Annotated in this window: 16 protein-coding genes; 5 read left to right on the top strand and 11 right to left on the bottom strand. The window is 75.7% G+C overall.

Annotated features, from left to right (window positions below; translation table 11 throughout):
- Nucleotides 1–73: 73 nt before the first annotated feature.
- From ABD345_RS32615 to ABD345_RS32590, 6 genes are all read right to left on the bottom strand, one after another.
- Nucleotides 74–1,426: a DUF2252 domain-containing protein gene (locus ABD345_RS32615; RefSeq protein WP_344557468.1), complete on the bottom strand. Its 1,353-nt coding sequence runs from the start codon at nt 1,424–1,426 to the stop codon at nt 74–76.
- A gap of 104 nt (nt 1,427–1,530) precedes the next feature.
- Nucleotides 1,531–2,937, bottom strand: a complete 1,407-nt coding sequence (lpdA, locus tag ABD345_RS32610; protein ID WP_344557465.1) for a dihydrolipoyl dehydrogenase — start codon at nt 2,935–2,937, stop codon at nt 1,531–1,533.
- Nucleotides 2,934–4,364, bottom strand: coding sequence for a M1 family metallopeptidase (locus ABD345_RS32605; protein WP_344557463.1), 1,431 nt, complete (start codon nt 4,362–4,364; stop codon nt 2,934–2,936). The genes lpdA and ABD345_RS32605 overlap by 4 nt, the downstream gene beginning before the upstream one ends.
- Nucleotides 4,365–4,393: 29 nt before the next feature.
- Nucleotides 4,394–8,218, bottom strand: coding sequence for a Pls/PosA family non-ribosomal peptide synthetase (locus ABD345_RS32600; protein WP_344557461.1), 3,825 nt, complete (start codon nt 8,216–8,218; stop codon nt 4,394–4,396).
- Nucleotides 8,219–8,573: 355 nt separating this feature from the next.
- Nucleotides 8,574–9,134 (bottom strand): DUF421 domain-containing protein, encoded by a 561-nt coding sequence (locus tag ABD345_RS32595; RefSeq protein WP_344557459.1) that lies wholly within the window; start codon nt 9,132–9,134, stop codon nt 8,574–8,576.
- Between the two features lie 82 nt (nt 9,135–9,216).
- Nucleotides 9,217–9,795, bottom strand: coding sequence for an O-methyltransferase (locus tag ABD345_RS32590; RefSeq protein ID WP_344557457.1), 579 nt, complete (start codon nt 9,793–9,795; stop codon nt 9,217–9,219).
- A 527-nt stretch (nt 9,796–10,322) separates the two neighbouring features.
- Between ABD345_RS32590 and ABD345_RS32585 the strand changes: the two genes are divergently transcribed.
- Both ABD345_RS32585 and ABD345_RS32580 read left to right on the top strand, forming a co-directional pair.
- The gene (locus ABD345_RS32585) at nt 10,323–12,560 is read left to right on the top strand and encodes an MFS transporter (RefSeq protein ID WP_344557455.1); all 2,238 of its coding nucleotides are present in this window, start codon (nt 10,323–10,325) and stop codon (nt 12,558–12,560) included.
- A 122-nt stretch (nt 12,561–12,682) separates the two neighbouring features.
- On the top strand, nt 12,683–13,465 hold the full coding sequence (locus ABD345_RS32580; protein WP_344557453.1) for a VOC family protein: 783 nt from the start codon (nt 12,683–12,685) through the stop codon (nt 13,463–13,465).
- Between the two features lie 90 nt (nt 13,466–13,555).
- Here the strand turns inward: ABD345_RS32580 and ABD345_RS32575 are convergent, their stop codons facing one another.
- Nucleotides 13,556–14,374 (bottom strand): MBL fold metallo-hydrolase, encoded by an 819-nt coding sequence (locus ABD345_RS32575; RefSeq protein ID WP_344557451.1) that lies wholly within the window; start codon nt 14,372–14,374, stop codon nt 13,556–13,558.
- Between the two features lie 117 nt (nt 14,375–14,491).
- Between ABD345_RS32575 and ABD345_RS32570 the strand changes: the two genes are divergently transcribed.
- The 3 genes from ABD345_RS32570 (at nt 14,492) to ABD345_RS32560 (ending at nt 16,916) form a co-directional block, all read left to right on the top strand.
- A complete protein-coding gene (locus ABD345_RS32570; RefSeq protein WP_344557450.1) occupies nt 14,492–15,100 on the top strand; it encodes a helix-turn-helix domain-containing protein in 609 nt (202 codons plus the stop codon).
- Nucleotides 15,101–15,187: 87 nt separating this feature from the next.
- On the top strand, nt 15,188–15,556 hold the full coding sequence (locus ABD345_RS32565; protein ID WP_344557449.1) for an Imm32 family immunity protein: 369 nt from the start codon (nt 15,188–15,190) through the stop codon (nt 15,554–15,556).
- Nucleotides 15,557–15,704: 148 nt separating this feature from the next.
- Entirely contained in the window at nt 15,705–16,916 is a 1,212-nt protein-coding gene (locus tag ABD345_RS32560) for an aminotransferase class V-fold PLP-dependent enzyme (protein WP_344557447.1), read from the top strand.
- A 31-nt stretch (nt 16,917–16,947) separates the two neighbouring features.
- On the opposite strand, the gene ABD345_RS32555 is transcribed toward ABD345_RS32560, so the two are convergent.
- The 4 genes from ABD345_RS32555 to ABD345_RS32540 form a co-directional block, all read right to left on the bottom strand.
- Nucleotides 16,948–17,358, bottom strand: a complete 411-nt coding sequence (locus ABD345_RS32555; protein WP_344557445.1) for a DUF3224 domain-containing protein — start codon at nt 17,356–17,358, stop codon at nt 16,948–16,950.
- A gap of 54 nt (nt 17,359–17,412) precedes the next feature.
- Nucleotides 17,413–18,159, bottom strand: a complete 747-nt coding sequence (gene lepB / locus ABD345_RS32550) for a signal peptidase I (protein WP_344557443.1) — start codon at nt 18,157–18,159, stop codon at nt 17,413–17,415.
- A gap of 110 nt (nt 18,160–18,269) precedes the next feature.
- Nucleotides 18,270–19,496, bottom strand: a complete 1,227-nt coding sequence (locus ABD345_RS32545; protein WP_344557510.1) for a serpin family protein — start codon at nt 19,494–19,496, stop codon at nt 18,270–18,272.
- 443 nt (nt 19,497–19,939) lie between these two features.
- Entirely contained in the window at nt 19,940–20,818 is an 879-nt protein-coding gene (locus tag ABD345_RS32540; protein WP_344557441.1) for a dioxygenase family protein, read from the bottom strand.
- Nucleotides 20,819–21,154: the final 336 nt, after the last annotated feature.

The raw sequence follows: 21,154 nt of genomic DNA, 5'->3' as shown, positions 1-21,154 counted from the left end.
ACGGCCGCGCGCCGCGCCCCCGGATCGGCATATGCCAAACCGGGACGCGACCGGCGTGCGCGCAGAGGAATCCTCAGGCGTTCTCGGCCTCCACCTCCCCGGAGGCGACGGCGGCGGCGAGCCGGGCGTGGTCGGCGTCGTTGAGCTCGGCGTAGTGGTGGGCGAAGGCCGCGATCGCCCGGTCGAAGGTGTCGCCGCGGCCGAGGTAGGCGGCGATCGCGACCCGGTCGCCGGAGCGGGCGTGCGCCCGGGCCAGCGCGGCGCCGCAGAGGGCGGCGTAGGCGCGCAGGCCGCGGGTGGTCATCTCGCCGACCTCGGCGGAGCCCTTCATGTCGCGCAGCTGGCGCCAGTAGAAGTGGCGCCCGGCCGGGCCGGTCATCCAGCCGAGGAAGATGTCGCTGGCGGCCTGGGTGAGCCGCTGCCCGGCGACCACCCGCTGCCCGTGGTGGGAGTACTGGCTGGGCCCGGCGTAGGGCTCCAGGACGGACGCCTGGGCCTCCTTGACCTGGAGGACCAGCGGGTCGTCGGCGTCCCGGCCCTGGAGCAGGACGACGAAGCAGCGGGTGCCGACGCTGCCGACCCCGACCACCTTGCGGGCCGTGTCGACGTACCGGTAGCGGTCGAGCAGCCGGCCGCGCTCCTCGGGGAGGGTGGCCCGGTAGTCGGCGAGCAGCGAGCGCACCTCGTCGGTGTCGAAGCCGACGTGCTCGATCAGCGGGGGCTGGTCCTTGAAGCGGCGGCGGCCGCTCGCGGTGGTCTCGGTGAGCTTGCCGGCGGCCTGCAGGCTGTCGCGGCGGCGGGCGGCGGCGAGGTCGGCCTCGATCTGCCGCCGGGGCCTGCCCTTGAGGCTGGTGAGCAGTTCGTCGGCGTCGATCCGCTGGTACCAGACCGGGAGTTCGCCGAGTCCGGCGAGCTGCCGGATCCGCTCCCGGTAGGCGCGGACGGCCCCCAGCACCACCCGGTGGGCGTCCTCGGGGCTCTCGCCGTTCTCGCGGGCGGCGACGGCGAGGCTGGCGGCGAGGCGCTGGACGTCCCACTCGAACGGGCCGGGCAGGGTCTCGTCGAAGTCGTTGAGGTCGAACAGCAGGGCGCGTTCGGGCGAGGCGAACAGCCCGAAGTTGACCAGGTGGGCGTCGCCGCAGAGCTGGACGGTCAGTCCGCTGTCCGGGGCGGTGGCGAGGTCGCCGGCCATCACGGCGGCGGCGCCGCGCAGGAAGGCGAACGGGGAGGCGGCCATCCGGCCGTTGCGGATCGGCACCAGGTCGGGCAGCCGGCTCCGCGCCTGGGCGCGCAGCACCTCGACCGGGTCGGGGCGGTCGGCGGCGGGCCGCCAGTGCCCGGAGGTGGAGCGCGGGGCCCGGCGGCGGGCGGCTCGGCCGGCCTCGGCGCGCTCGTCGACCGTCAGGTAGGGGGCGGTGGCGTCCATCGGAGGGCTCCTCACGGCGTCGGGGCCCCAAGACGTACCGCCCCGGCGCGCTCCCGTACCGGCGGGAGGCGACGGGGCGGCGCGCGCTCACCCGAACGGCGGTGCTACATGTTGATCATGTGACCGGCGAGGCCGTGGACGGCCTCCTTGACGGCCTCGCCCAGCGTCGGGTGGGCGTGCACGTTGCGGCCGACCTCGTGCACCGTCAGGTCCCACTGCTGGGCCAGCGTCAGTTCCGGCAGCAGCTCGGTGACCTCGGGGCCGATCAGGTGGGCGCCGAGCAGTTCGCCGTGGGTCTCGTCGCTGATCACCTTGACGAAGCCGACCGGGTGCCCGAGGCCGTGCGCCTTGCCGTTCGCGGTGAACGGGAACTTGGCGACCTTGACCGCGTAGCCCTGCTCCCGGGCCTGCGCCTCGGTGTAGCCGAAGCTGGCGACCTGCGGCTGGCAGTAGGTGGCGCGCGGGACCATCACGAAGTCGATCTCCATGGTCTCGGCCCCGGCGATGGTCTCGGCGGCGATCACGGCCATCGCCTCGGCGGCGTGCGCGAGCATCAGCTTCGCGGTGACGTCGCCGATCGCGAAGATGTGCTCGACGCTGGTGCGGCCGCGCCCGTCGACGGCGATCGCGCCGCGCTCGGTGAGCTGCACGCCGGTGACCTCCAGGCCGTAGCCCTGGACCCGCGGCGCGAAGCCGATCGCCTGCAGGACCTTGTCGGCCTCCAGCACCTCCTGCTTGCCGTCCCGGGTGACGGTGACCTTCACCGGCCCCGCCGGGTCGGAGTCGTCGATCGCGTCGACCCGGGTGGAGGTGAGCACCTGGATACCCAACTTGCGGTACTGCTTGGCGAGTTCGGCGGAGACGTCGGCGTCCTCCAGCGGCACCATCCGGTCCAGGAACTCGACGATGGTGACCTTGACGCCGTAGTTGTGCAGCACGTACGCGAACTCGACGCCGATCGCGCCGGCGCCCGCGATGACGATCGACTCGGGCAGCCGCTCGGTGAGGATCTGCTCCTCGTAGGTGACGACCCGTTCGCTGAGCGAGGTGCCCGGCAGCAGCCGGGTGGTGGCGCCGGCCGCGACGATGCAGTGGTCGAAGGTGACCACCTCGAAGCCGCCGCCGTTCAGCGCGACCTGCAGGGTGTGGTCGTCGACGAAGGTGCCCCGGCCGTCGTACTCGGTGATGCCGTTCTTCTTCATCAGGTAGTGGACGCCCTTGACCCGGCCGTCGGCGACCTGCCGGGAGCGGCTGAACGCCTTGCCGTAGTCGAAGGACACCTTGCCGTCGACCTCGATGCCGTACAGCTCGGCCTCGTTCAGGACGGTGTGCGCGAGCTCGGCGTTGCGCAGCAGGGCCTTCGAGGGGATGCAGCCGACGTTGAGGCAGACGCCGCCCCAGTACTTGGCCTCGATCACGGCGGTGCGCAGGCCGAGCTGGGCCGAGCGGACGGCGGCGGTGTAGCCGCCGGGGCCGGCGCCCAGGACGACCACGTCGTAGTGCGTGCTCATGTTCCTCGATCCTTCAGGAAGCGACGGACGGCCTCGCGGCCCATGCCTCCCAGTACACCAGGCCGGGGCTCCGCGGCCGCTCCCGAGCGCTCGGGCGGGGCGGTGGGCGTCGGCAGCGCGGGCAGCGCGCCCCGGTGCAGCCAGGCGTCGAACAGCGGGCCGAGCGGGCGGTCGGTGTAGCGGGCGGCGTGCGCGGCGAAGTCGGCGGTGGTGACCACCGCGTGCCGGTAGGCGGTGGCCCAGTCGCGCAGCAGCCGGAAGAACTCGGCGTCGCCGAGGGCGCAGCGCAGCGCGTGCACGGTCAGGCCGCCGCGCTCGTAGACCCGGTCGTCGAACATGTGCCGCTTGCCGGGGTCGCCGATCGCCAGGTCCTGCGGCAGCGCGCGCAGTTGCTGGTGGGCGTCGGCGGCCCTGCGCTGGGCGGTGGGGCCGCCGGTGCGCTCGGACCAGAGCCATTCGGCGTACTTGGCCAGGCCCTCGTTGAGCCAGATGTGCCGCCAGTCGGCGACGGTGACGCTGTTGCCGAACCACTGGTGGGCCAGCTCGTGGGCGACCAGGCGCTCCCAGCCGCGCCGCCCGTCGACGTGGTTGCGGCCGAAGGTGGCCATGCCCTGCGCCTCGACCGGCACGTCGAGGTCCTCGTCGACCACGGCGACGGTGTACCCGTCGAACGGGTACGGGCCGAACAGCTCCTCGAACAGCCGCATCATCTGCGGCTGCCGGGCGAAGTCGTGCTCGAACCGGGCCACCAGCGGCTGCGGCACCCAGCCGCTCTGCGGCACCGTCCCGGGGGCCCGCTCGGTCAGCGGCACCTGGCGCAGCGGGGCGAGCGCCAGGCCGACCAGGTAGCTGGCGGTGGGCGCGGGCTGCTCGTACACCCAGGTGGTGGCGGAGGAGCGGGTGGTGCGGCTGAGCAGCCGGCCGCCGGTGACCACGGCGTACGGGGACGCGGTGGTGACGGTCAGCTGGTAGGACGCCTTGTCGGCGGGGCGGTCGTTGCAGGGGAACCAGGACGGGGCGCCGGTGGGCTGGGAGGCGACCAGCGCGCCGTCGGTGATCTCCTCGAAGCCGAGGCCGCCCCAGGGGCTGCGCACCGGGCGCGGGTTGCCGGACCAGTGCACCTCGCAGGTGAACACCGCCCCGGCGGCGGGGGCCTTGGCGGGCTTGACGCGCAGCTTGCCGTCCCGGTGGGCGTACTGCGCGGGCTTGCCGTCGACCAGGACCTTGCCGATCCGGAAGCCGGCCAGGTCGAGGGTGAACTCGCGCAGCGGCTCGGGCCCGGCGATGGCGGCGATCCGGGCGGAGGCGGCCAGCCGGTTGGGGCCGGGCCGGTAGTCGAGCGCGAGCTCGTACCGGTGGGTGCGGTAGCGCGGGTCCCCGTGCCGGGGGAAGTACGGGTCGGCGGCGGGGGCCTGCTCGGTGCTCAACGCGGGGGTTCCTCCTGGCGCGGGGGCGGTCACTGCGGTGCTTGCCAGGCTTCGATCGGGTTGCCGAGCCAGCGGGTGTCGGCGGGCACCGTCTCGGCGCGCATCACCAGGGAGGCCGGGCCGAGGGTGGCGCGCTCGCCGACGGTGCTGCCGGGCAGCACGATCCCGCCCGGGCCCAGGGTGGCGCCCTCGCGGAGCTCCACAGTATCCAGTCGCATGATCCGGTCGTGGAAGAGGTGGGTCTGCAGCACGCAGCCGCGGTTGACGCTGACGCCGTCGCCGAGGGTGACCAGGTCGGCCTCGGGCAGCCAGTAGCTCTCGCACCACACGCCGCGGCCGATCCGCGCGCCGAGCGCGCGCAGCCACAGGTTCATCAGCGGGGTGCCGGCGGTGCGGCCGACCAGCCAGGGCACGGCGAGCACCTCGGTGAAGGTGTCGGCGAGCTCGTTGCGCCACACGAAGCCGGACCACAGCGGGTGCTCGACCGCCCGGAACCGGCCGACCAGCAGCCACTTGGCGGCGGCCGAGACCAGGCAGGCGGCCAGGCCCGCGGCCAGCAGCACCAGACCCGACAGCAGCGGCTGCCCGAGCGCGCACAGCGCGGCGGCGGTGAGCACGGCCAGCGCGGCGGAGGCCAGCACCGGCACGATCCGGGCCAGTTCGGTCAGGCCGCGGGCCCAGCGCAGCCGGGCGGGCGGCTCGTAGGTGAGGGCGAGGTCGGCGGTGTCGGCGGCCCGGGGCAGCTTGACCGGCGGCATGCCCAGGTAGGAGCTGCCGCGCTTGGCCTTCTTCGGCGTCGCGGACAGCACCCCGACCAGGCCCCGGTCGGGCACGGCCCGGCCGGGCGCGGTCATCCCGGAGTTGCCCAGGAAGGCCCGCTCGCCGATCTCGGCCCGCCCGATCCGCACCCAGCCGCCGCCGAGCTCGTACGGGGCGATCAGGGTGTCGTCGGCGAGGAACGCGCCGTCGCCGACCTTGGTCAGGCTGGGCAGCGCCAGCACGGTGGACACCTCGGCGCCCTTGCCGACCCGCATGCCCAGCAGCCGCAGCCACACCGGGGTGATCAGCCCGGCGTACAGCGGGAACAGCGTCTCGCGGGCCAGGTCCATCAGCTGGCTGACCGTCCACGCCTGCCAGCCGATGCGGCCGTGCAGCGGGTGGTAGCCGGTGCGCAGGCCGAGCGAGAGCAGCCGGACGCCGGCCAGCACCAGCGCGGCGTAGGCCAGCCCGTACGAGAGGGTGGCGGGGACGAGGGCGATCAGGGCGCCGCGCAGGGCCTGGGCGAGGCCGTCGCCGGGGTGGACGAACCGCCCGGCGATCAGCAGGCCGGGCAGCGCGGCGAGCAGCGGCAGCAGGGTGAGGGCGAAGCCGGTGGCGCCGTAGGCGGCGGCCCAGCCGGGGGTGCGCGGCGGGCGCTGCTTCGGCCAGCCGCGTTCGGCCTTGCCGGTCTTGGCGGCGGGCGCGCCGGCCCAGCGCTGGCCGGTGGGGACGGCGCCGGTGACGCCGGAGCCGGGGGCGACCTCGGCGCGCTTGCCGACCTTGGCGCCGGGCAGCAGCGTCGAGCGGGTGCCGACCACGGCGCCGGCGCCGATCCGCAGCGCGCCGATCTCCAGCCGGTCGCCGTCCAGCCAGTAGCCGGACAGGTCGACCTCGTTCTCGACGGCGCAGCCCTTGCCGAGCCGCAGCAGGCCGGTGACCGGCGGCAGCGCGTGCAGGTCGACGTCGGGGGCGACCCGGCAGCCGAGCGCCCGGGCGTAGCGGACCAGCCAGGAGCCGGAGAGCTCGACCGCACCGGTGGCCTCGGCGAGCCGTTCGGCGGTCCACAGCCGCAGGTGGACGCCGCCGCCGCGCGGGTACGTGCCGGGGCCGACTCCGCGCAGCAGCAGCCGGGCGCCGCCGGCGGCGAGCGCCAGGCGGCCGGGCGCGGAGTACAGCAGGACGGCGCCGGCGGCCAGCAGCCACCAGGGCGCGACGGGGGCCCACGGGTAGTCGCCGAGCAGGTTCAGCACGGTGCCGAGCACGCCGAGGGCGAGGCTCCAGCGCAGGCCGGTGAGGGTGGCCAGCGGCAGCGTCAGCAGCAGTTGCAGCGCCTGGGCGCGGCGCGGCGTCGGGGCGACGCGGCGGGTCGGGCCGCCGGCCTGGGCGGAGTTCTCCAGCAGCCGGGCGAGCTTGCGCAGGGTGGGCTGCTGGTAGACGTCGAGCACCGAGACGGCCGGGTAGCGGCCGCGCAGCAGGGTGGTGAGCTGGGCGGCGGCCAGCGAGCCGCCGCCGATCGCGAAGAAGTCGTCGCCGGCGCCGCGCACCCGGGTGCCGAGGATCTGCGCCCACTGCTCGGCGAGCCACGCCTCGGTGCCGTACAGCTGCTCGGCGGGGCCGGAGGTCTCCAGGTCGGGCAGCGGCCAGGGCAGCGCGTCCCGGTCGACCTTGCCGGAAGTGCGGGTGGGCAGGTGCTCGACGGTGGCGAGCAGCGGGACGAGGGCGGCGGGCAGCTCGGCGCGCAGCCGGGCCACGGCGGCGTCCCGGTCGAAGCCGTCCTGGGCGACCAGGTAGCCGACCAGCAGCTGGTTGCCGCCGCGGGCGGTGCGCACGGCGGCGGCCGCGCCGGAGACGGCGGGCAGCGCCTGCAGAGCGGCGTCCACCTCGCCCAGTTCGATCCGCCGTCCGCCGAGCTTGATCTGCTCGTCGGCGCGGCCGAGGAAGACCAGGCCCTCGGGTTCGGCGCGCACCAGGTCGCCGGAGCGGTAGGCGCGCTCCCAGCCGAGGGAGGTCAGCGGGGCGTACTTCTCGGCGTCCTTGGCCGGGTCGAGGTAGCGGGCCAGGCCGACGCCGCCGATCACCAGCTGGCCGCTGCCGCCCATCGGGACGGGCTCGCCGGCCTCGTCGACGACGGCGAGCTCCCAGCCGTCCAGCGGCAGGCCGATCCGGATCGGGGCCCGGCCGGTCAGCAGGGCGCCGCAGGCGACCACGGTGGCCTCGGTGGGGCCGTAGGTGTTCCACACCTCGCGGCCCTCGGTGACCAGGCGTTCGGCGAGTTCGGGCGGGCACGCCTCGCCGCCGAAGATCAGCAGCCGGACCTCGTTCAGCGCCTCGGCGGGCCAGAGCGCGGCCAGCGTCGGGACGGTGGAGATGACGGTGATCTCCTGCTCGGCCAGCCACGGGCCGAGGTCGGCGCCGGCGCGGACCTGGGCGCGCGGGACGGGCACCAGGCAGGCGCCGTGCCGCCAGGCCAGCCACATCTCCTCGCAGGAGGCGTCGAAGGCCACCGACAGTCCGGCCATCACCCGGTCGCCGGGACCGATCGGCTCGTCCTGGAGGAACATCGCGGCCTCGGCGTCGACGAACGCGGCGGCGCTGCGGTGGCTGACGGCGACGCCCTTGGGCTTGCCGGTGGAGCCGGAGGTGAAGATGATCCAGGCGTCCTGCCCGGGGCCGGGCGCCTGCGCGTCGTGGCCGGACGGCTTGACCCGGTCCAGGGCGTAGTCGGCGCCGATCACCGCGTTGACGTCGGCCTCGCCGAAGACCAGCTCGGCCCGCTCGTCCGGGTCCTCGAAGTCGACCGGCACGTAGGCGGCGCCCGCGGCGAGCACCGCCAGGATCGCCACGTACAGCTGGTTGCCGCCGGAGGGGACCCGGACGCCGACCCGGTCGCCGAGGCCGACGCCCGCCTTGGCCAGGTGCCGCCGCACCCGCTCGACCTCGGTGAGCAGCTCCGCGTAGCGGAGCGTCTCGCGCCCGTCGTCCAGCGCGGGCTCCTGCGGGTGCGCGGCGGCGGTGGCCGCCAGCACGTCGACCAGGGTGCGCGGTGCGGGCGCGGCCTGGGCGCGGAACAGCGCGGCGTCGGGGGCGGTGATCATGGCTGCACGGTCCTCGTCCTGGGGTCCCCGGCGGCCGGTCGAAGGTGGTCAGCCGAAGGCGTCGAAAGCGCGACAACCTGGGCAAGTTTACCGGTCAGGACGGGTGGACGGCCGGAAGCGCGGGCGCCCGGGGCCGTCGCTCCGGACCCCCGCGCGGGGCGGCGCGAGCCGACGGGCCGTCAGCCCGCGGCACGGAACGGCAGGTTGCGGGGGTCGGACGGCAGTTCGACCTGACTGGTGATCAGGTTCCCGACACGCCGCCGTACTCCGGGAGTTCACCCACTGTTCATGCCCCTGCCTTCTCCGCGTGGCCGGCGGGACGGGTGGCTGATGGCCGGTGGCTGGCGGCTGGCGGTCAGTCGGCGGCGGGCAACCGGGCCTCGATCGCGGCCAGCGCCGCCCGGATCGCCGCCACGTCGTCCTTGTCCGCGACCTGGTCGCCCTCCTTGAGCTCGACCAGCAGCGTCCCGCCCGGCTCCAGCACGATCAGCGCGGTCTCCTCGATCGCGTCACCGCCCTGGTGCCGGACGGCCACGTCCAGGTCCGCCGCCCGGATCCCCTGCCGAGCGATCGTCCGCCGGTCGTACGCCCCGTCCCGGGCCAGCACCGTCGGCGTCCCGTCGAGCAGCCGGTTGAACCAGTCCCAGCGGGCCGCCTGCCGCACCAGCACCCAGTCGGTGAGCAGCAGCACCACCGCCCCGAACAGGCCGCCGGTCACCGAGTTGTCGTCCCCGATCACCGCGTTCTGCACCACGTTCGACAGCAGCAGCATGACCACCAGGTCGAAGGTGTTCAGCTGGGCCAGCCCGCGCTTGCCGATCAGCCGCAGCAGCACCAGCAGCGCCAGGTAGACCAGCACCGTGCGGAGGGTCTTCTCGGCGTACGGGATCCCCGCGACGAACATGGCCTGCCACATGGCGGCCACCGTAGGCGCCGGTGCGACCGCCGCACCGGCCCCCACGCCCGCCGTCCCCCCGACGGCCTACGGGGGCGACGGCCTACGGGAGGCGGGTGGCCAGCAGCAGGCCGGTGGAGCAGTCCAGGTACGTGGCGTGCAGCAGCGGGTCGGTGGTCAGCCGCTCGACCAGGGCGGTGACGGACGAGGCGTGGTCCTCCGGCCAGGTCGGCTGCGGCAGCAGGTCGTCGATCAGGTAGAGGCCGCCCGGGGCGAGCAGCGCCAGCGCCTGGTCGAGGTGGTGGAACTTGCCCGGCCAGGTGTCCGCGAAGACCAGGTCGAAGCTGCCGGGCGCCAGCGAGTCGATCAGCGCCGCGCCGTCCCCCGTCACCAGCTCCAGCCGCGGATCCGCCCCCAGGTGCTCGGCGGCCACCGCCGCCACCGCCTCGTCCAGCTCCACGCTGACCAGGGTGGCCCCCGCGTCCATCCCGCTCAGCAGCCAGCTCGTCCCCGTCCCGGCGCCCGTCCCCAGCTCCAGGATCCGCCCCCCGGGCCGGGCCGCCGCGAGCGTCCGCAGCAGCTGCCCGGTGGTCAGGTCGCACGACATGGCGAACCCGAGCGCCGCACAGCCCTCGGTGATCGCCGCCAGCACGGCGGGGTGGGATTCGGTCGTGAGCGTCATGGCGCGGCCCTCCGAAGGTGACAGTCCGTCAGTGATCTCGACACGCTAGCGACGCCACCGGGACCTGCCCACCGAGTTTCGCCCTGCGGACAGCCCCCGGGGGCCGCCGCTGCCGCCGCCGGGGGCTGGCAGATGCCACGCCCCCGCGAGGCCGCCGCAGGCGCTGTCGCCGCCGGGTGCCCGGCGGGTGCCACGATCCTGCGAGCCCGCCGCAGGCGGTGCCGCGGCCGAAGCGCTCGGCGGACCGCACGGGCTCTCCAACTCCCCACGGAGCCCGCCGCAGGCGCTGCCGCTGCTGGGTGCCATGCCTCCGGGGGCCCGCCGCAGGCGTCTCGGCGGCGGAGGCACTCGGCAGATCGCCCAAGCTCTCCGCTTTCTCCCGCGAGGCCGCCGGAGGCGTCTCCGGGGGCAGGTGCTTGGCAGATGCCTGGTAAGCGATAAATATGACTTATGTGACCTTTTTCCCTTCTGGTCGCTCCGGGTCTCTGAAAACCTTGCTCCCACCGGACCTGCCGAAGGAGACCCCCGTGACCGGCACCCCCCGGCGCGCCGTTCGCCTGCTGCTGGTGGCCGCCGCCTCGCTGTGCGTGCTGCTGCCGCTGCTGCGCGGCGCCACCGCCGCGGGGGCGGTCGTCGAGTTCGGGTTGGGGCGCACCGAGGGGGTGGCCGCGGAGCTGGGGTCGGCGTTGGCGATGCTGACGGCGTTCCTGGTGGCGGGGCGGGCGGTGGACGCCTGGGGGTGGCCGCGGGTGCTGCGCTGGACGCTGGGGGCGATGGTGGTCGGCGGCACCGTCGCGGTGACCGCCGACCGTCCCTGGACGTACCTGCTCGGGCGGTCCGTGGAGGACGCCGGCGCGGCCGGGGTGCTGATCGCCGCGCTGGCCTCCGTCCCGGTGCTGAACCTGCCCGGGCGGATCACCCGGGTGGTGGGCGGGGCCATCGCGGGTGTCGCCACCGCCTTCGTGCTGGGGGCGAACCTCGCGGTGCGGATCGACTCGCTGGCCGGCTGGCGGCTCGGCGAGGCGGTGCTGCCGGTGGCCGCCGCGCTGCTGCTGCTCGCCTCGCTGCGCCTGCTGCCGCGCGACCGGCTGCCGAGATCCACCGTCCGCTCGGGGCCGGTGTGCGGGCCGGGCGTCGCGGTGGCGGCGCTGCTGGCGGTGGCCGGCCTGGAGCTGGGCCCGTTGCGCGACTGGTCGGACCCGCTGGTGGGGGTGCTGCTGTGCACGGCCGTGGCGCTGTTCGCGGCCTGCCGGGCCCGGAGCGTGCTGCTGGCCCGGCGGCGTCCGGAACCGCCGGTGCCGGGGGTGCCGGTCCGGGCGGCGGGCGGGGCGATGGCGGCGGGCGCGACCCTGGGCTTCACCCAGCTCGCGCTGAGCGCGGCCGTGCCGGTGGTGCTGCTGCAGCGCGGGGTGACGCTGACGCACGTGACGCTGGCGATGTCGGGGTACGGGCTGGGCATGCTGGCGGCCGGGCTGGTGGCCCGGCACTGGCGGCTGACCCCGCTGACCGGCTCCTCGCTGGGCCTGCCGCTGACCGCGGTCGGCCTGGCCTCGCTGCACTTCCTGCCCGCCGACGCCGGGCAGGCCGCGCTGCTGGCGGGGGCCGTCGCGGTGCTGGTCGGGTTCGGCCTGGTGGTCGCGCAGATCCCCTACCTGGCCGGTTTCCTGGCGGCGCTGCCCCGGCAGCGCCGGGCGGCGGCCTCGGCGCTCTACCCGGTGGCGATCCTGTTCGGCGGGGTGCTGGGGCAGACCGTGCCGGGCAGCACCGCGCTGGTCACCGGCGAGGGCGGCCCCCGGGAGCTGGGCGCCGTGCTGTGGGTGGCCTGCGGGGTGGTCGCGCTGGTGGCGATGCTGCTGGGCCGCCCGGTGGTGTCGCTGACGGTCGCGGCGGCGGCCGGCACGCAGCACCTGCTGCTGGTCGCGCTGGCCGGCGAGCGGGTCGCGGACCGTCCGGGGGCGGCGGTGGCGGCGCTGGCGGTGGGCGCGGCGATGGGGCTGGTGGCCTGGAGCCGGCGCCAGCAGTCGGAGCGGCTGGCGCGGGCGCGGGCCAGCGAGATCGCCCTGCAGCAGGCCGTGCTGCACCCGATCCCGGCGCACCTGGGCGAGCTGCGGCTGACCGGCCACTACCAGCCGGCGACGGCGGGCACCGGGGTGGGCGGCGACTTCTTCGAGGCGGTGCGCACCCCGCACGGCACCCGGCTGCTGATCGGGGACGTCCGCGGCAAGGGCCTGCAGGCCGTGCAGACCGTCACCGAGCTGCTGGGGTGCTTCCGCTCGCAGGCCCACGAGACCGCCGACCTGGGCGAGCTGGCCGCCCGGCTGGACCGGCAGCTGTCCCGGCTGGCGGCGGCCCGCGGCGACGAGGAGCTGTTCGCGACCGCGCTGCTGCTCCAGCACCGGGACGGCGTCGACCAGGTCGAGGTGGTCAACTGCGGGCACCTCGCCCCGCTGCGGGTCGGCCCGGACGAGGTGCTCACCACCCCCGTCCCGGCCCTGCTCCCGCTCGGCCTCGGCGCGCTCGGCCTCGGCCCGGCGCCCGTCCCGACCCCGCTGGCCCTGCCGGACGGTTCGGCGCTGCTGCTGCACACGGACGGGCTGAGCGAGGCCCGCAACTCCTCCGGCGAGTTCTACCCCCTGGACGAGCGGCTCTCCGTGCTGCGGGCCGCCGACCCGGGCCGGCTGGTGCGCGGCCTCGCCGAGGACGTCCGCGACTGGACCCACCAGCTCTCCGACGACATCGCCCTGATCGCCCTGACCCGGGCGTAGCCGCCCGGCGCGCCCGGGCCGCCGGCTCCCGGCCGCCGTGTCCCGGTGGCGGATCCGGGGCCGCGCCGGGAGGGTGGCTGGCGGGGGGCGCAGCGGATTTCCCGAACCGGAAAGAGCGAGAGATGCCCGAAGTCACCACCCCGTACGCGACCGGCACCCCGTGCTGGGTCGATCTGATGGCGAAGGACCAGCAGGCGGCGCTGGACTTCTACCGCGACCTGCTCGGCTGGCAGGGCGCGCCCGGCCCGGCCGAGTTCGGCGGGTACGCGGTCTGCGAGCTGGACGGCCGGGCCGTCGCCGGCATCGGCCCGGCGATGGCGCCCGAGGGGATGCCGGAGCCGCCGACCGTGTGGACCAGCTACCTGGCGACCACCGACGCGCGGGCCACCCAGGACGCGATCGTCGCGGCGGGCGGCACGCTGATCGTCCCGACCGTGGACGTCGGCGACCTCGGCCGGATGCTGGTCGCCGCGGACCCGCAGGGCGCGGTGTTCGGCGTCTGGCAGCCGGGCGAGTTCTTCGGCGCGCGGGTGGTCAACGAGGCCGGCGCGCTGACCTGGAACGAGCTGCACACCAGCGACGTGCTGGCCGCGACCGCGTTCTACGGCGAGGCGTTCGGCATCGAGATCGAGCCGCTGGACGGCGCGGACTCGTACTGGGAGCTGCGGGTGGGCGGCCGCGCGGTCGGCGGGGTCACCCTGCTGGCCAACGACCCGCCCGGCACCCCGGCGCACTGGCTGACCTACTTCGCGGTGGACGACGTGGACTCCACCGTGGACGCGCTGGTCAAGCGGGGCGGGACGGTGCTCGCGCCGCCGTTCGACATGATGGCGGGCCGGATGACGGTGGTCGCCGACCCGCAGGGCGCCCCGTTCGCGATGATCAGGCCGCAGCCGCTGGCCTGAGCCTGATCCCCGTACTGCCCGTACCGCCCGCCCGTCCCGGTTGCCGTCCGGGGCGGGCGGGCGTGCGTGGTCGGCCCGGCCGGGCGGCCTCTAGCCGAGCGGCGGGGCGAGGTACTCCAGGGCGTAGCCGTCGGCCGCCCTGGCCACCCGGGCGACGCCCGGGGAGTCGAGGTGGGCGCCGGCCACGTAGTGGTCGGGGGCGGTGAGGCGTTCGAGCAGGGCCAGGCGGGCGGCGCGGGCCCGGGGGCGGTCGGCGTCGTACTCCCAGGTGACCCCGGGGCGGCCGAACTGGAGGGTCGGGACGTGGACGGTGTCGCCCCAGACCAGGAGGCGGCCGGCGGTGCCGCCGATCTCGTAGACGGTGTGGCCGGGGGTGTGGCCCGGGGCGGGGAGCGCGGTGGCCCAGTCGTTGACGGCGACCCGCCCGGTGACGGGGACGACCCGGTCGCGGAACGGGGCGAGCCGGCCGGTGAGGACCCCGGTGTCGCCGGCGCCGATCCAGAGCCGTTCGAGCCCGGGGAAGGTCTCCGTGCCGTCGGGGGCGACCAGGCCGCCGACGTGGTCCTCGTGGTGGTGGGTGATCGCGACATCGGTGATGCCGGCCCGGTCGACGCCCGCCTCGGCGAGGGCCTCGGGCAGCAGGCCCATGCCCGGTTCGGGCCAGACGTCGGAGCCGCCGGTGTCGACCAGCAGCGAGCGGGTGCCGTCGGTGACGTGGAAGGCGTTGACCGCCAGCCGCAGGTTGCCCCCGACCAGCGGGACGCCGTCGGGCAGGGCGTCGAACCCGCACCCGTCCTCGTGCCGGAGCCGGGTCGGCGGCATGTCGATATGGCCGTCCCGCAGCGCGACCACCCGCAGCTCGCCGAACTCGAACGCGGCGTGCAGCCGGCCGGTGGAGATCAGGCGCATGGAACCCCCCTCGTGACGGGACGCGCATCGCGCGTCTCCGATGGAAGAACGAATCTTCGATAGGAGAAACACTACACTGGGCCCGTCGGACAGGCACCCCAGCGATCGAGGAGCACGGTGGCCGGACAGGACGGAACCGCGGCCGCACCACCGCACGGCGAGGAGCTCGCCGGGGCGTTCGGCGGCCGGGTGCGGCGGCGGCGCGAGGAGGCGGGCCTGACCCTGGAGCAGCTGTCCGTGCGGTCGGCGGTCAGCCGGGCGATGCTCTCCAAGGTCGAGCGCGGCGAGAAGAGCCCGACGATCGGCGTCGCCTCCCGGATCGCCCACGCGCTCGGCGCCACCCTCTCCGAGCTGACCGGCACCCCGGGCACCGCCCCGCCCGGCGTGGCCGTGGTGCTGCGCGCCGAGCACCGGCCGGTCTTCCGCGACCCGGAGACCGGCTTCGAGCGGCACGTGGTGTCGGCGGCCCCGGGCGCGGGCGGGGCCGAGATGGTCCTGCACCGCCTCCCCGCGCGGGTCTCCACCGGGCTGCTGCCCGCGTACCCGGCGGGCGCCGAGAAACAGCTCCTGGTGCTCGCGGGCACCCTGACCGTCGAACTCGGCGGCGCCGCCGAGACCCTGCGGGCCGGTGACTCGCTGTTCCTCCAGGCCGACGCCGACCACGGCTTCGCCAACCGGACGGACGACCCCTGCGAGTACGTCATGTTCATCTCCCGCCGGGCCTGAGCACCTGTTCCGCCGCGCCGCCGCCCCTGGGAGACTTGCCGCCCGGGGCCGGCCGACGACCGGCCGGTGGCGGAGGGGCGGGGACCGATGGAGATCACCGGCGGCGCGGGGGACGGCGAGCTGCTCCTCGCCGGGTCGGCAGAGGAACTGCGGCGACTGGCCGGACTGGTGAGCGCCGGGACGGGGCTGCTGCCCGCGCACGGCAGCCTGCTCGGGATCGAGGTGCGGGCCTCGGCGGGCGGCGTGCTGGTGGCGGTGGACGAGGAGCGCTCGCTGCTGGTGATCGGCGGCGGGGACGCCCGGCGGGCGGTGTTCGCGGAGGAACTGCGGGAGATCGCCGCGCTGGAGGACGGCAGCCACTTCCACATCGAGCACCACCCGGACCACTTCTACCTGGCCGGGGGCTCGCTGCCGCTGGTGGTGGACAGCCCGCACGGCGGCGTGCCCCGCCGCTGAACGGCCCGGAAACCACTGGCCGGGGCCGAGGCCGGGCGGTCGGGGTGGGCCGCGCAGTCGGGGCCGGCGGTCGGGGCGGGGGGCGGTTGTGTCAGGATCTTCGCAGGTCAACGGGGCAGTGTCGCTCCGGCCGGATCGGAGAGAAGTCGTGGGCACCCTCGTCGCGCCTGAGCCCCTGCTGCTGCGGGACGGGCGTCCCGCCGCCGCCGGGTGGTCGCTGGACCCGGGGATGCGGCACCTGAACCACGGGTCGTTCGGGGCGGTGCCGCTGGTGGCGCAGCGGGAGCAGCAGCGGCTGCGCGAGGAGATGGACGCCTCGCCGGTGGTGTGGTTCCCCGGGCTGCCGCGACGGGTGGCGGCGGCGCGGGCGGCGATCGCCGGGTTCCTCCGGGTGCCGGCCGACCTCACCGCGCTGGTGCCGAACGCGAGCGCCGGGGCGAGCGCCGTGTACGGGAGCCTGCCGCACCGGGACGGCGGGGAGGTGCTGGTGACCGACCACGGGTACGGGGCGGTGACCATGGGGGCGGCCCGGCTGGCCCGGCGCTGGGGCGGGGCGGTGCGCACGGTGCACGTCCCGCTGGGGGCCGGGCCCGAGGAGGCCGCGGCGGCGGTGACCGGGGCGGTGACCGGGCGGACGGCGCTGATCGTGCTGGACCGGATCACCTCGGCGACCGCCCGCTACCTGCCGGTCGACCTGGTCGGCGGGTTCGCCCGGGAGCGGGGCGTGCCGCTGCTGGTGGACGCCGCGCACGTGCCGGGGCTGGACGAGGACCCGCTGGCGGGGGCGGACTGCGACGCCTGGGTCGGCAACCTGCACAAGTTCGGCTGCGCGCCGCGCGGCACCGCCGCGCTGGTCGCCCGGGGCGAACTCCGGCACTCGCTCTACCCGTTGATCGACTCCTGGGGTGCGGAGGAGCCGTTCCCGGAACGCTTCGACACCCAGGGCACCCTGGACGTCACCGGCTACCTGGCGGCGCCCACCGCGCTGGACTTCGTCGCCGAGCAGTGGAGTTGGGCCGGGGCCCGCCGCTACATGGGCGAACTCGCGGACTACGCCGAGCAGTTGATCGGCGCGGCGATCACCGCCGCGACCGGGGAGCCGGCCGCGGCGGACGTCGGCATGCCGGTGAACGCGCTGCGCCTGGTCCGGCTCCCGGCCGGGCTGGGCCGCACCCGGCTGGAGGCGGACGCACTGCGCGACCGGCTGGCCGCCGAGTTCGGCGTGGAGGCCGCGTTCACCAGCTTCGGCGGGACGGGGTACTTCCGGCTGTCCACGCACGTGTACAACACCGCCGAGGACTACGAGTACTTCGCGGAGCGGTGCGTGCCGGTGCTGTGCGCGTGGGCCCGCGGGCACTGACGCGCACCGCACCGGCGTCGTCGGGCGGGGCCTACTCGGCGGGCAGCGTGTAGTCGAGGTGGATGTGGTGGGTGCCGTCCTCGTCGACGACGATGTCGCCGGTGCCGGTGATGCCGGTGAGGGCGGCGGTGCCGCTGCCGGGGACGATGACGAAGTACTCGTCGTCCCGGGCGGTGCCGAGGGTGGTCGCGGAGTGCGCGAAGTTGAAGGTGCCCGCGACGCCGTGCAGGCTCCCGGCGAAGGACTCCATCGCCAGGTAGGTGCCGACGCCCGCGGCCTGGTCGTAGGCGGCGGTGAACAGGGTGTCGGAGTGGCCCTCGACCTCGCCGGCGAACTCCTTGCGCATGGTGGCCACGCCGACGCCCGCGCCGGTCCTGACCCCGCTCTCCGGGACGGGCGCGGGGGTGAAGTCGAGGACGGTGAAGGTACCTGATGCTCGCATGCGCGCGATGCTAGGCGCCCGCACTGACAATCCGTCAGGGCTCGCCGGGACGCGTCAGGGCCCTTCGGGGGCCGTCGGAGCCGTCGGAGCTTCGGCCGGGGCCGGGACGGCGGGCGGGGCCGGGAACGGTGCGGCGGGCGGGCCGGCCGGGGTCTGGCCCAGGACCCAGGCCGGGTAGCCGGCGGGCTGCGGCGGGTCGGTGCGTCGGCGGCGGGCGATCAGCGAGAACACCAGGGCGACCGGCAGGAGCAGCAGGCCGAGCACCAGGAGCAGGCCGATGGTGGTCAGTGCGGCGTCGCTGCCCTGGTCGCGGCTGATCACCGAGCTGAGCGGGAAGGTGCCCCGGTACCGGGAGTCGAAGGAGAGGCCCCGGTTGTCGCCCATCGTGAACATCTCCCCGGCGGGGACGGTGACGTCGAAGCAGCGCTCGCCGCCGGGCTTGTTGCCCCGCAGGTAGGGCTCGTCGAGCGGACTGCCGTTCAGCTGGACGGGCTGGTCACCGCACTGGGAGACGTGGTCGCCGCCGAGGGCGATCACCCGGTTGAGGACCCGCACGGGCGGACCACCGGGTTCCATGGCGGTCGAGAAGAGCACCACGTCACCACGGCGGACGTCCCCGGGTTCGACGGCGTAGGTCAGGACCCGCTGGCCGGACCGGTAGGTGGGGGCCATGCTGTTGCTGCCCAGCACGATCGAACGCGGCCCGAGGGTGAACCCGTAGGCGATCGCGCCGATCGGGAGCAGCACCCCCGCGATCAGGACGACCAGCGCGGCCTTGCCGAACCCGCTCCACCGTCTCATGCCGTTCCCACTCCCCTGCCCGCCGGGCGGCGCACCCCGTCACCGTGCCGTTCGCACGGGATCGAGCGGGGAGCTTAGCGAGCGCCCCGGGCGCCGGTGCGTGGGGGGCGTCACCAGTCGCCCTCCGGGTCGTCGTCCAGCTCCGGGTCGTCCGGTTCCGGGTGGGCCGACGTCGGGTCGGCGACCCAGCCGGCGGCCAGGACCAGGCGGGAGGTGCGTTGGACGGCGAGGAAGGCGAAGGGGCGGTCGAAGGCGACGGTGAGGCGACGAGCCAGGTACGGGGGCGGTGCGGGAATCCCGGCGGCGGCCATCCCGAAGGCGGTGACCGAGGCGGCCCGGAAGCCGCGCGGGCCGAAGACGGCGGTGGTGGTCTGCCGGGCCGACTCGACCGCCAGCGGCTCGGTGCTGATGCCGGGGAAGTGGCCGCGACCGGTGTCGGCGGCGGTGCGCAGGCCGAACAGGTCGGGCCGTTCCAGCAGGTCGTGGTCGTCCGCCAGGTCGAACTCGACGGTCTCGACGTGGAGCACGGGCTCGCGGGAGTGGCTGCGCACCCAGCGGGCGTCCAGCCCGGGGCCGGGGGCGCCGTCGGGGAGTCCGGTGCCGGGGCGCACCGTGCGGGGGTGCGCGGCGGTGCCGACGGCGGCGGCCAGGACGGCCCCGGGGTCGGCGTCCTCGGGGCCGAGGCAGAGGTGGACGTCGACGCCGCGCCGGCCCAGCACCTTGAGCACGGTGAGCGGCCCGGCGGCGGTGTCGGCGACGCCGACCCGGTCGAGCAGCCCGGTGCGCCGCCACAGCCCGGCGAGGTCGCGGCCCTGCCAGGGGCCGGCCTCGGGCTGCTGGGAGCAGGGCCAGAAGCGGCGGATCCAGTCGGCGCGGACGGTGAGCGCGCCGGCCAGCAGGAGTGCGGTGTCCGGGGTGACCGCGGCGGGCATCCGGGGGATCGCCCCGGCCGTCCGGTCGGCGGCCCAGCGGTCGAGGGCGGCCCGGTCGGCGTCCGGGTCGCCGGTGATCCGGCCGTGGCTGTGCGGGGGCAGGGCCGCGGTCCAGGCCGGTTCGAGCGGGAGGCGGTCGGCGGTCCACAGGCCGAGGGCGGCGGTGACGCCGGGCGTCCGGTCGAGGGCGGCGAGCAGTTCGCGGCCGGATCCGGCGGCCAGGTCGAGCGGGACGCCCAGCGCGTCGGCGAGTTCGCGGGCGGCGGGGCCGGCGGCGCCCGCGGCGAGCAGGGCCAGCGGGGCCCAGGCGGCGGGGGCACTGAGGGCGGTGTTCCGTCCGGCGGCGGGGGCGGCGCGGCCCCAGCGGGCGGTCAACTCGTTGACGGCGCGGACGGTGCGGTGCATCGGCACGGTGCGGTTCTCCCCGGTGGCGGTCCTGGACCGGAGGTTAGGCGCTGCGGCGGCGGGGGCGCGAGGGGTTATCGGGGCCCGGCCTCGCCGCCCCGCCGGTGCACCGAGCGGGTGGGGTGGTTCCGGGGCGGGCGGCGAGGGGTTCGCGGACGTGCCGGTGCGGGGCAGGCGCTGCGCGGGGCCGGACGTGCGGGGCCGGACGCGCAGTGCCGGACGTGCGGGGGTCGGGAGGGCGGTGCGGTGCGGTGCGGGTCGGTGGGGCGCCATGACGGCCCGGGCACCCCGCGCTCGGGCCGTCATGGCGCTCGGCAGGCACGGACCCCGGTCTCCCGGTTTTCCCCTCCCAGGGAGTGGGGCCGTGCCGCCGCTTCGGGTGGCTGTCGCCGCTGACCGTCCGCGTGGGGGTGGGGCCGGTCAGCGACGGGACCGGGGGCCGGTCAGCGGCGCTGCCACAGGGCCGGGACGTTCGGCGGCTCCCAGCCGGCGTACGCGATGTGCCCCTGGATGCAGACGTAGGTGACCCCGTTGTACGTGACCACGTCGCCGGCCTTGTAGCTGGTGCCGACCTTCCAACTGGTGGTGCCACCACCCGTGTTGCTCGGGCTGGGGCTCGGCGAGCCCGGGTTCGAGCTGCTCGGGCTGGGGCTGGGCGAGCCGGTGCCGTTGACGTTGAGCACGAAGTCGAAGCTGGCTTCGCTCCCGTTGCCGACCTGGCGGACCGTCATCAGCAGGGCCGGGTCGTAGATGGTGTCGGTGGCGTTGCGCGGCTCGTTCGGGAAGTACAGCTGGGTGGTGAGGATCGGCTGGTTGGGCGCCTGCACCTTGACGTGGATGTGCCGGGTGCGGCCCGGGTAGAGGCCCGGGATGATCGTGGTCAGCGTGTACGCGCCGTTGGCGGCGCTGAACTGGTGGCCGCGGAAGGTGTACCCGGAGTTGTCGTAGTTGCCGTTGGTGTCGGCCTGCCAGAAGTCCAGCAGGGCACCGGCGATCGGTACGCAGTTGCGGCCGAACACGTAGCCGCTGACGGTCAGCGGGGTGCCGGGGGTGCCGCTGGTCACCAGGTTGGTGCGCAGCGGGGAGCCCGGCTTGAAGTACGGGCCCTCGATCTGCTCGCCGGTGACGTGTCCGTCGGTGCATTCGGGGGTGAGCGGGGCCGGGACGTCGGCGGCGGCCGCTTCGCGGGCCAGCGCGACTCCGCCGCCGACCAGCACGGGTGCGGCGGCGGCCGCGGCGGCCGCCTTGAGCAGGCCCTTGCGGCTGATCTTGCGCTCGGCCAGTTCTCCCAGGCCGTCCAGCGGGTTGTGGGGGGTGGGCATGGCTCTCCGTTCGACTGCTTCGTTGGTCGCCGCACGCCCGGATTCCCTTGGATGGGACATGACACCTGGAGAGGTCGGGTCTCCCGACACGGCGGCGCTGTGGGGTGCCTCAGACGCTAGGCCCTGCCCGCCGGGGCCGTCGATGGACGGGGGCGGCGGGACGTGGTGCATTCCTCAGCCGCCGTCGCGCACCGTTCGACCGGGCGTCAACCGGGATTCGGGCGGCCGTCGGCCGGGCTTAGGCCCTGTCTCGTAATTGATCTTGTTGTGGGTCATTGTTCCTCGGCTCGCAGCCACAGGATCAGCGAGGCGAGGACGACGCCGGCCCGGTAGCGG

It is taken from the genome of Kitasatospora saccharophila, assembly GCF_039529925.1.
GTDB classification, from domain to species: Bacteria; Actinomycetota; Actinomycetes; order Streptomycetales; family Streptomycetaceae; genus Kitasatospora; species Kitasatospora saccharophila.
Note: the sequence above shows the minus strand (reverse complement) of the source record. Positions and strands in the feature narration are given on the sequence as shown.